General features: G+C 69.8%; 8 protein-coding genes. 2 read left to right on the forward strand and 6 right to left on the reverse strand.

The features are described 5' to 3' along the window. Positions 1-167: 167 nt before the first annotated feature. Together ABZZ17_RS33000 and ABZZ17_RS33005 are read right to left on the reverse strand one after the other, a co-directional pair. Positions 168-1,064: a tRNA (adenine-N1)-methyltransferase gene (locus tag ABZZ17_RS33000; protein ID WP_030233594.1), complete on the reverse strand. Its 897-nt coding sequence runs from the start codon at positions 1,062-1,064 to the stop codon at positions 168-170. An 18-nt stretch (positions 1,065-1,082) separates the two neighbouring features. Further along, positions 1,083-2,216, reverse strand: a complete 1,134-nt coding sequence (locus tag ABZZ17_RS33005; protein ID WP_356881703.1) for a site-2 protease family protein — start codon at positions 2,214-2,216, stop codon at positions 1,083-1,085. Between the two features lie 210 nt (positions 2,217-2,426). Here ABZZ17_RS33005 and ABZZ17_RS33010 point away from each other — a divergent pair, with 210 nt between their 5' ends. Further along, positions 2,427-3,344, forward strand: a complete 918-nt coding sequence (locus ABZZ17_RS33010; protein ID WP_356881686.1) for a RecB family exonuclease — start codon at positions 2,427-2,429, stop codon at positions 3,342-3,344. A 68-nt stretch (positions 3,345-3,412) separates the two neighbouring features. Further along, positions 3,413-4,087, forward strand: coding sequence for a response regulator transcription factor (locus ABZZ17_RS33015; protein ID WP_356881688.1), 675 nt, complete (start codon positions 3,413-3,415; stop codon positions 4,085-4,087). 79 nt (positions 4,088-4,166) lie between these two features. On the opposite strand, the gene ABZZ17_RS33020 is transcribed toward ABZZ17_RS33015, so the two are convergent. The 4 genes from ABZZ17_RS33020 to ABZZ17_RS33035 form a co-directional block, all read right to left on the reverse strand. After that, on the reverse strand, positions 4,167-5,750 hold the full coding sequence (locus tag ABZZ17_RS33020) for an ABC transporter substrate-binding protein (RefSeq protein WP_356881690.1): 1,584 nt from the start codon (positions 5,748-5,750) through the stop codon (positions 4,167-4,169). Positions 5,751-5,821: 71 nt separating this feature from the next. Then, positions 5,822-7,423 carry an ABC transporter substrate-binding protein gene (locus ABZZ17_RS33025; RefSeq protein ID WP_356881691.1) on the reverse strand — a complete coding sequence of 534 codons (1,602 nt, stop codon included), beginning with the start codon at positions 7,421-7,423 and terminating at the stop codon, positions 5,822-5,824. A 481-nt stretch (positions 7,424-7,904) separates the two neighbouring features. Continuing rightward, on the reverse strand, positions 7,905-8,606 hold the full coding sequence (locus tag ABZZ17_RS33030) for an HAD family phosphatase (protein ID WP_356881693.1): 702 nt from the start codon (positions 8,604-8,606) through the stop codon (positions 7,905-7,907). A gap of 113 nt (positions 8,607-8,719) precedes the next feature. Beyond that, the coding region (locus tag ABZZ17_RS33035) for a vitamin B12 dependent-methionine synthase activation domain-containing protein (protein ID WP_356881695.1) at positions 8,720-9,897 on the reverse strand (1,178 nt) is incomplete at its 5' end.

A 9,897-nucleotide genomic window follows, 5' to 3' on the forward strand; every position in this document is an offset into this window, starting at 1 on the left:
GTGCCACACCTCACACGGCGGTGGAACGGGCGGGTCCGGACCGGCCGGGCGGTGTTCGGGCCACAACGAAAAGGCGCTGCGGCGCAGTTCCCTGATCGTCGGGGGAACTGCGCCGCAGCGCCTTCGTGTTGAGCGGGCCGGGCCCGGCGGGGGTCCCGGTGGAGCGGCTACGCGGAGCGGTCGCTGCCGGGGCCGTCGTAGTCCTCGCCGTAGGCGCCCTTGGAGGGGCGCCGGCGGCGCATCGGGGGCTCGACGCCGTCCGCGAGGCGGCGGGCGGTGACGAGGAAGCCGGTGTGGCCGATCATCCGGTGGTCGGGCCGGACCGCGAGGCCCTCCACGTGCCAGTTGCGGATCATCGATTCCCAGGGCTGCGGCTCGGCGTAGCAGCCGAACTCGCGGATGGACTCGACGGTGCGCGAGAGCTGGGTGGTCGTGGCGACGTAGCAGCACAGGATGCCGCCGGGGACCAGGGCCTTGGAGACGGCCTCCAGGCACTCCCAGGGGGCGAGCATGTCGAGGATCACGCGGTCGACGTCGGTGTCGGACAGGTTGTCCTGGAGGTCGCCCACGGTCAGCTGCCACGCGGGGTGCGGGCCGCCGAAGTAGCGCTCGACGTTGGCGGTGGCGATCTCGGCGAAGTCCGCGCGGCGCTCGTAGCTGTGGAGCATGCCCTGGTCGCCGATGGCGCGCAGCAGGAAGCTGCTCAGGGAGCCGGAGCCCACTCCTGCCTCCACGACGCGGGCGCCGGGGAAGATGTCGGCGAAGGCCAGGATCTGGCCCGCGTCCTTGGGGTAGACCACGGCGGCACCGCGGGGCATGGACAGGACATAGTCGGGGAGCAGGGGACGCAGCGCGAGGTATGCGACGTTGCCCGTGGTACGGACAACGCTGCCCTCGGGGGCGCCGATCAGCTCGTCGTGCGGGAAGGAACCCTTGTGGGTGTGGAAATTCTTCCCGGCTTCGAGCGTGAACGTGTAGTGGCGGCCCTTGGGGTCGGTGAGCTGAACCTGGTCCCCGACCTCGAAGGGCCCGCGTCGGCGGGCGGCACCGGTCGGTTCGGACATGTGACCAGTGTATTGGCTTCAGGACTGGGGCCGCGCCATGGCCTTCACGAAGGCCTTCTCGACGTCGAGGGTGGACAGGACGCCGTAGATGGAGCCGCCGGTTTCGAGGACGAGGTACTCGGTGGCGGGGGTGGCGCGGAGGTGGTCGAGGAGTTCCTCGCCGGTGAGTTCCGCGGAAACCTTCATGCCGTCGGTGAGGTCCTGGGCGAGGGTGCTGACGGCGACCCAGGGGCGGCGGTGTTCGGGTACGGAGGCGATGGCGGTCTCGCGGACGATGGCGACGGGGTCGCCGAGTCCGTCGACGACGACGAGGGCGCGGGCTCCGGCGTCGTTGGCGCGGCGGAGGGCCTCGGAGAGCGGGGTGGCGTTCTCGACGGGGATGGCCCGCCGGGTGAGGGCGCGGGCCTGGAGTTCGGGGAGGTGCTGTCGCAGGCGGGCCATGCGCAGGCTGTTGCCGGCGCCGGTCCAGATGATGGCGGCCAGGATCGCGGCGAGGAGCGCGTCCATGACGGTGTTCATGCCGCCGATCTCGTCGGTGCGGTTGCCGAGGATCCCGGTGTGGGTGAGCAGCGGCAGGCCGAGGAGGACGGCGACGGCGAGGCCGCGGCCGACCCAGGCGGCGGCGACGGTGCCGGCCATGGGCTTGCCGGTGATGCCCCAGATGACGGCGCGGAGCATGCGGCCGCCGTCGAGGGGGAGGCCGGGGAGCAGGTTGAAGGCGGCGACGAGGAGGTTGGAGATCATCAGGCCCGCGAGGAGGACGCCGGGGACCGTGGCGGGGTCGACGGCCTTCATGCCGAGGTAGAAGATCCCGGTGAGGCCGAGGGAGAGCAGGGGGCCGACGAAGGCGAGGACGAACTCGCGGGCGGGTGTCTCGGACTCCTTCTCGATCTCGGAGACTCCGCCGAAGAACTGGAGCTGGATGCGGCGCACGGGGAGCTTGAAGCGGAGCGCGGCGATGGTGTGGGCGAGCTCGTGGACGAGGACCGAGGCGTAGAAGGCGACCGCGAAGAAGAGGGAGACGAGGTAGCGGACCGGGCCGAGGCCGGGCAGGATCCGGTCGAGCTGGTCGCCGAAGACCCAGGTGATGAGGGCGGCGACGAGGAACCAGCTGGGGGAGACGTAGACGGGCACGCCGAAGGGGCGGCCCATGAGGATCCCGCCGCCCGGATCGGAGCGCTTGGGTGCGCGCTCGCCGGTTTCGTCGGTGTCTGCCACGGCTTTCCTTCGTTCGGTGCTTGTGCTTCCAGTGTGGTTCAGGTGCTGTTGTTGCGGGGTGTGATGCTCCGATCATGCAGTGCGAGGGGGCCCGGCGTCGATGGTATGCGCGTGCTGTCGGCGGCGGGCCGTAGGGTTTCACGCATGACGACGAGTCCCGGTGCCGTGCCAGGCGCTGCCGATGCCGGCGTGGCGCCGGTCGCCGCGGCGCCCAGTTCCCTGTCGCCCTCGCGGGCCGGCGATTTCATGCAGTGCCCGCTGCTGTACCGGTTCCGGGTGATCGACAAGCTGCCGGAGAAGCCCAGTGCCGCCGCTACCCGCGGGACGCTGGTCCATGCGGTGCTGGAGAGGCTGTTCGACCATCCGGCGGAGGAGCGGACGGCGCCGCGGGCGAAGGCACTGATCCCGGGGCAGTGGGACCGGCTGCTGGAGTCGAAGCCGGAGCTGGCGGAGCTGTTCCCGTCGGGGGACGAGGGGGCGGGGCTGGCGCGCTGGCTGACGGAGGCCGAGGCGCTGGTGGAGCGCTGGTTCACGCTGGAGGACCCGACGCGGCTGGAGCCGGTGGAGCGGGAGTTCTTCGTGGAGACGGAGCTGGAGTCCGGGCTGCGGCTGCGCGGGATCATCGACCGGGTGGACGTGGCGCCGACGGGCGAGGTGCGGATCGTCGACTACAAGACGGGCAAGGCGCCGAGGCCGGAGTACGCCGAGGGCGCGCTGTTCCAGATGAAGTTCTACGCGCTGGTGGTGTGGCGGCTGAAGCAGGTGGTGCCGCGGCGGCTCCAGCTGGTGTACCTGGGCAGCGGGGACGTGCTGACGTACGACCCGGTGATCGCGGATCTGGAACGGGTGGAGCGGAAGCTGCACGCGTTGTGGGAGGCGATCCGGGAGGCGACGGAGACGGGTGAGTGGCGGCCGCGGCCGACCAAGCTGTGCGGCTGGTGTGATCATCGCTCGGTGTGTCCGGAGTTCGGGGGGACTCCCCCGGTCTATCCGCTGACCGTCGTCCCGAGGGCGGCGGAGCGGCCCGCGGGTGTCCCCGGTGATCGCCCGGCGGAATCCTGATCTTCCGATCAGGGCAGAATGGGCGGCGTCCGCCGATGCTGCCGTCCGACGAATACGAGGTACACCCCGTGGCCATTCGCGTCCTGCTGGTCGACGACCAGCCACTGCTGCGCACCGGGTTCCGGATGATCCTGGAGGCCGAGCAGGACCTGGCGGTGGTGGGCGAGGCCGGGGACGGTCTGCAGGCGCTGGACCAGGTGCGGGCGCTGCAGCCCGACGTGGTGCTGATGGACATCCGGATGCCGCGGATGGACGGGGTCGAGGCGACGCGCCAGATCACCGGTCCGGAGCGGAACGGGCCGGCGAAGGTGCTGGTGCTGACGACCTTCGACCTGGACGAGTACGTGGTGGAGGCGCTGCGGGCGGGGGCGAGCGGGTTCCTGCTGAAGGACGCTCCGGCGAACGAGCTGGTGCAGGCGATCCGGGTGGTCGCGGCGGGCGAGGCGATGCTCGCGCCGAGCATCACGCGGCGGCTGCTGGACAAGTACGCGGGGCACCTGCCGTCGGGTGAGGACAGCGTGCCGGACACGCTGGGGACGCTCACGGAGCGCGAGGTCGAGGTGCTGAAGCTGGTGGCCCGGGGGCTGTCGAACGCGGAGATCGCGGCGGACCTGTTCGTGAGCGAGACGACGGTCAAGACGCACGTGGGCCACGTGCTGACGAAGCTGGGCCTGCGCGACCGGGTCCAGGCGGCGGTGTACGCGTACGAGTCGGGCCTGGTGCGTCCGGGCGCCACGCCTTAGGCCGTCCCTTCCGGGTACGGGAACGGGCCGGCGGCCGCGCGGAGCGGCTGCCGGCCCGTTCTCTTGCCCGGGGAGGGGCTCAGCCCTTGCTGATCTCCCAGAAGCGGAAGACGGTCGAGGCGTCGAGGGACCACTGCAGGCCGGTCACGTTCTGGCGGGTGACGGCGTACTGCTTGCCCTGCCAGAGCGGGAGGATCGGGACCTCGTCGGCGACGATGTCCTGGAGCCGGTTGTAGTCCATGTTGGCCGCGGTGCGGTCGGACTTCGCGGAGGTCGACGGGATGATGGTCCCGCTGATCTCCTTGTTGTCGTAGTTGTTGTGCAGGACGTTGTCCGGTCCGAAGAACGGCTGGGTGAAGTTGTCGGCGTCCGGGTAGTCCGGCACCCAGCCCTTCACGTAGATGCCGTACTTGCCGTCCTGGATGTCCTTCTCGTACTGCTCGAACTCGACGGACTTCATGTCGGCCTCGAAGAGGCCGCTGTCGTTGAGCTGCTTGGCGATGACCTGGAACTGCTGGTCGGTCGAGGGGCCGTAGCGCGACGGGGTCGAGTAGAGGGTGACCTTGACCTTGTTGTTGATGCCGGCGGCCTTCAGGACGGCCTTGGCCTTCTCGGGCTGCGGGCTGCCGCCGTAGCGGTCGAAGAACGGGGTGGTGTGTCCGGCGATGCCGGCCGGGACGATCGAGTAGAGCGGGGCGGCGGTGCCCGCGTACACGTCCTTGACGAGTGCCTCGCGGTCGACGAGGTAGGCGATGGCCTTGCGGACCGGCAGCTTGCCGACGACGGGGTCGCTGACGTTGAAGACCATGTGCTCGACCTCGGCGCCCGTGCCCTGGACGACGTCGACCTTCTGGTCGCCGGTCTTGGTGGAGGCGAGGCCGGCGATGTCCTTGGCGGCGAGGCCGCGGAAGGCGAAGTCGACGTCTCCGCTTTCCAGGACGGTCTTGAGGGCGGCCTGGTCGCCGTTGAAGAACTTCAGCGTGACGCCGGTGTTCTTGGCCTTGGCCTTGCCGCTGTAGGAGTCGTTGACCGAGAAGCTCGCGCTCTTGTCGCTGAAGGAGTCCAGCTTGTAGACGCCGGAGCCGACGGCCTTGTTGTCGCTGCGGAGCTTGTCGGCCGGGTACTCGCGGTGGTCGACGATGGCGCCCGCGCCCGAGGCGATCTTGCTGGGGAAGGTCGCGTCGGAGGTCTTCAGGCGGAAGACGACGGTCTTCTCGTCGGGGGCCTCGATGGACGCGATCGAGCCCAGCATGACGGCGGGACCGTTGTCGTCGTTGATCTTCAGCGTGCGCTCGAAGGAGAACTTGACGTCCTTCGAGGTGAGGCTGTTGCCGTTGCTGAACTTCAGGCCGCTGCGCAGGGTGCACTTGAACACCTTGCTGTCACCGCCCTCGAAGTTGCAGGCCTGGGCGGCGTCGGGCTCGGGCGTGGTGCCGCCCTTCGGGAAGCTCAGCAGCGACTGGAAGACGTTGTTGAAGAGCAGCCAGGAGCCCGGGTCGTAGCCGGAGGCGGGGTCGGTGGACTTCACCTTGTCGGATATGCCCATCACGACGCCCTTGCCGCTGCCGGCGTTCGAGCCGTCGGTCGAACCGCAACCGCTGAGCAGCGCGGCGGCGGTGGCTGCGCCGAGCGGGGCCGCCAACCACTGGTTACGTCGGTTCACGCGAGTGTCCTTCTCAGTCTTGTCTGAACGTTGCGCCGGCCTGCGACTCCCGCTGCCGGTTGTTGCCGGTCTCAGCCGCTGACACCCCGGCCGAGTTCCCACAGCTGGAGGTCGGAGATGGCGTTGACCGACCACTCCACTCCGGTGATCCCATCGCGTGCGGCGACGTACTGCTTGCCCTGCCACAGGGGCAGGACGGGTACGTCCTCGGCCACGATGTCCTGCATCTCCGTGATCGCGGGGGCGGCGACGTTGCGGTCGACCGCGCGCCGGGATTCGGGGATGAGCCTGGTGCGCACCGTCGGGTTCGCGTACGGCGTGCCCAGGAAGTTGTCCTGCTCCAGGAACGGGGCGAGGAAGTTGTCGGCGTCCGCGTAGTCGGGGAACCAGCCGAGCCCGTAGGCGGCGTAGTCGCCCTTCTTCTGCGCGGGCCGGAAGTCGGCCCAGTCGGTGCCCTGGACGGTGATGTCGAACAGCCCGGTGGAGTTGAGCTGGGTCTTGAGGGCCTCGAACTCGGCGGCGGTGCCGTCGCCGTAGTGGTCGGCGGTGTAGTTCAGGGTCAGCTTGACCGGGGTCTTGATCCCGGCGTCCTTGAGGAGCGCGGCGGCCTTGGGGGTGTTGGCCTCGCCGTACTTGTTGAAGAACGAGTTGACGTGCCCGGTGACGGTGGTGGGGACCAGCGAGTACAGGGGCTGCGCGGACTTGCCGTAGACCTTGGAGATCACGTTGTTGCGGTCGACGGCGGCGGCGAGCGCCTGGCGCACGGCCTTGTCCTTGACGACCGGGGCCTCGGTGTTGAAGCCGATGTAGCGGATCTCCAGACCGGGCATCGGGACGAGCTTGACGCCCTTGGGGGCCTTGGCCGAGAACTCGGTGATCTGGGCGGGCGACAGGGTGCGGGAGACCATGTCGATGGATCCGCCGGTCAGGGACTTGCCCATGGCGGCGGAGTCGGCGAAGGTGCGCAGTTCGACCTTGTCGTTCTGCAGCTTGATGTCGCCCTTGTAGTGCGGGTTCTTGGTGAAGACGGCGCGGACGAGGTGGTTGTCCTTGACCTCGGCCTTCATCGTGTAGGGGCCGGAGCCGTCCACGGAGAAGCCCGGGCGGAGCTTCTTGGCCTCGTAGTGCTTCTCGCTGACGATGCCCGCGGCGGGGGTGGAGAGCTTGTAGGGGAAGGTCGCGTCCGGGGTCTTCAGGTGGAAGACGACGGTGTCGGCGCCCTTCGTCTCGACGTTGTCGAGGGTCGAGAGCAGCGAGGAGGGGCCGTTCTCGTCCTTGATCGCGAGGACGCGGTCGATGGAGAACTTGACGTCCTTGGCGGTGAGCGGGTCGCCGCTCGCGAACTTCAGCCCGGGGCGCAGGGTGCAGCGGTAGCTCTCGTTGCCGGTGTCGGTGAAGCGGCAGTCGGAGGCTGCTTCGGGGACGGGCTGGCCGCCGCCGCGCGGGGTGTGCATCAGCGTCTGGACGGTCTGGCGCAGGACGTTCCAGGCGCCGGCGTCGTAGGCGTACGCGGGGTCGAAGGGGGCGGGGGCGTAGTCGGCAGCCTCGAACCGGTCGGTGGTGCCGACGACGATCGCTCCGGATCCCGCTCCTCCGGTCGCCGTGCCGCAGGCGGCCAGCGTGGGGGTGAGCAGTCCGGCCGCGGCCGTCAGCACCATGGTCTTGCGGTTCATTCTGGAAGTACTCCCTCACCCGGCACTTGCTCAAAGCGGCGTAGAGGGCACTGCGCGGCGGTCGCCCGTTCAGGGCGGAACGATCGGGCCGGTGTTTGACGATCGGTCCACGCGCGGACCGGCCACAGGGGTGTGTGTCCGGTCCGGCAGAGGTGCGGCGTAGTGCCCGCGTCGACATTAGTGGCCTGGGACGGGATGGCTGGAACTGGCAGGAGTTGGGGCGTAATCGCACGGTGATGGGTGCGGACTGACCGCTCACACCGGAGACTTCGCAGATGGGGTCAGGAGCTGATCAATCCGGACACATGGGGAGCCCTCGGGGCCTCCGGGATGGCCCGGTGAACGCTCTGCGGGTGACCAAGGTCACCCGTCACAACTGTTCCCTGAAGCGTGGAATTTCGGCCTCCGGGGCCGGGCACGGAAGATCCTCCGCCAGGACCTCCGACCCACCCCCATTCCGTTCGGTACGGAGCGTGCGCGCTCAGTTCATGGGAGTGATGAGGGAGCGCAGGAAGGTCAGGTCGACGTCCTCCAGCGAACGTACGACGGTCCGGCCGGGCGCGGGTTCGATCCGGCCGACGGAGGGGATGGCCACGACCCGGCAGCCGGCGGCCTCGGCGGCGGCGACGCCGGTCGCGGTGTCCTCGATGACGGCGCAGCGCGAGGGGTGCGCGCCGAGGGCGCTGGCGGCGAACAGGTACGGGTCGGGGTGCGGCTTGGTCCGGGGGACCTCGTCGCCGGCGACGGTCATGGTGAACCGGTCGCGGCCGAGGGTGAGGAGGACCTGGTCGATGACGCGGCGGTGGGAGGCGGAGACCAGGGCGGTGGGGACGTTGTTGCGGGCGAGCTCGGCCAGCAGGCGCTCGGCGCCGGGCATGAGCGGGACCTGGTCGGCGATCCGCGCCTCGAAGCGCTCGTTGAGGAGCACGCTGAGCTCGGCGAGCCCGATGGCGGCGCCGGTGGACTCGATGAGGAAGGCGGCGCTGCGGCTCATGGGGCCGCCGACGACGACGTCCCGCCAGGCCTCGTCGAGCCGGTGCCCGAGCTCATGGAAGATCTCGGCCTCGATCTCCCACCAGAAGCCCTCGGTGTCGACGAGGGTGCCGTCCATGTCCAGCAGCACCGCCTGCAGGGCGTGCCCGTCGGCCGTGCGGGTGACGGGGGCGGGAACGGTGCTGGTCAATGCGCACGCCTCTCTCAGGGGACGATAAGGCCGGTCACCTCGACCCGTGGGGACGTGCCCCGGGGAACAGGTGACCGGCCTGTATGGGACCGACCAGTGTACGCCGATCCGCCTCAGCGTGCGTTGAAATACTTCGCTTCGGGGTGGTGGATGACGATGGCGTCGGTGGACTGTTCGGGGTGGAGCTGGAACTCCTCCGAGAGGTGGACGCCGATGCGCTCCGGCTGGAGGAGGTCGGCGATCTTCGCCCGGTCCTCCAGGTCGGGGCAGGCGCCGTAGCCCAGGGAGAAGCGGGCGCCCCGGTACTTGAGGTCGAACATGTCCTCGACGGCGGCCGGGTCCTCGCCGCCGAAGCCGAGCTCGGCGCGGACGCGGGCGTGCCAGTACTCGGCCATGGCCTCGGCGAGCTGGACGGAGAGGCCGTGCAGCTCCAGGTACTCGCGGTAGGAGTCGGACTCGAACAGCTTGGCGGTGGCCTCGCCGATCTTCGAGCCGACGGTGACGACCTGGAGGCCGACGACGTCGGTCTCTCCCGACTCCTCGGGGCGGAAGAAGTCCGCGAGGCACAGGCGCCGGCCGCGGCGCTGGCGCGGGAAGGTGAAGCGGGTCCGCTCGTTGCCCTGCTCGTCGAGGATGATCAGGTCCTCGCCCTTGGAGACGCAGGGGAAGTAGCCGTAGACGACGGCGGCTTCGAGGAGGTTCTCGGTGTGCAGCTTGTCGAGGAGGCCGCGCAGCCGGGGCCGGCCCTCGCTCTCGACGAGCTCCTCGTACGTCGCTCCGCCCGCGCGGGCCTGCTTGAGGCCCCACTGCCCCTTGAACAGGGCGCCCTCGTCGAGCCAGGAGGCGTAGTCCTTGAGCGGGATGCCCTTGACCACGCGGGTGCCCCAGAACGGCGGGGTGGGGACGGGGTTGTCGACGGCCACGTCGGAACGGCCGCCCGTCTCCTCGGGCTCCTCCACCTGGAGGGCGGGGGTGTCGCGCTTGGGCACCCGCCGCTGCTTGAGTTCGGGCAGGGCCGCGCCCGGGACGCCGCGCTTGACCGCGATCAGGGCGTCCATCAGCCGCAGACCTTCGAACGCGTCGCGGGCGTAGCGGACTTCGCCCTCGTAGATCTCGTGGAGGTCCTGCTCGACGTAGGCGCGGGTCAGGGCCGCGCCGCCCAGGATGACCGGGTAGTCGGCCGCCAGCTTGCGCTGGTTCAGCTCCTCCAGGTTCTCCTTCATGATCACGGTGGACTTCACGAGGAGACCGGACATGCCGATCACATCCGCCTTGTGTTCCTCCGCGGCTT

Source organism: Streptomyces sp. NPDC006512 (assembly GCF_040611935.1).
In the GTDB taxonomy this organism is placed as follows: Bacteria; Actinomycetota; Actinomycetes; order Streptomycetales; family Streptomycetaceae; genus Streptomyces.

Bases quoted from the DNA above. Each gene is read 5' to 3' on its own strand.
- ABZZ17_RS33010 (WP_356881686.1), top strand. From the start codon at position 2,427: ATGACGACGAGTCCCGGTGCCGTGCCAGGCGCTGCCGATGCCGGCGTG.
- ABZZ17_RS33000 (WP_030233594.1), bottom strand. From the start codon at position 1,064: ATGTCCGAACCGACCGGTGCCGCCCGCCGACGCGGGCCCTTCGAGGTC.
- ABZZ17_RS33005 (WP_356881703.1), bottom strand. From the start codon at position 2,216: ATGGGCCGCCCCTTCGGCGTGCCCGTCTACGTCTCCCCCAGCTGGTTC.
- ABZZ17_RS33025 (WP_356881691.1), bottom strand. From the start codon at position 7,423: ATGAACCGCAAGACCATGGTGCTGACGGCCGCGGCCGGACTGCTCACC.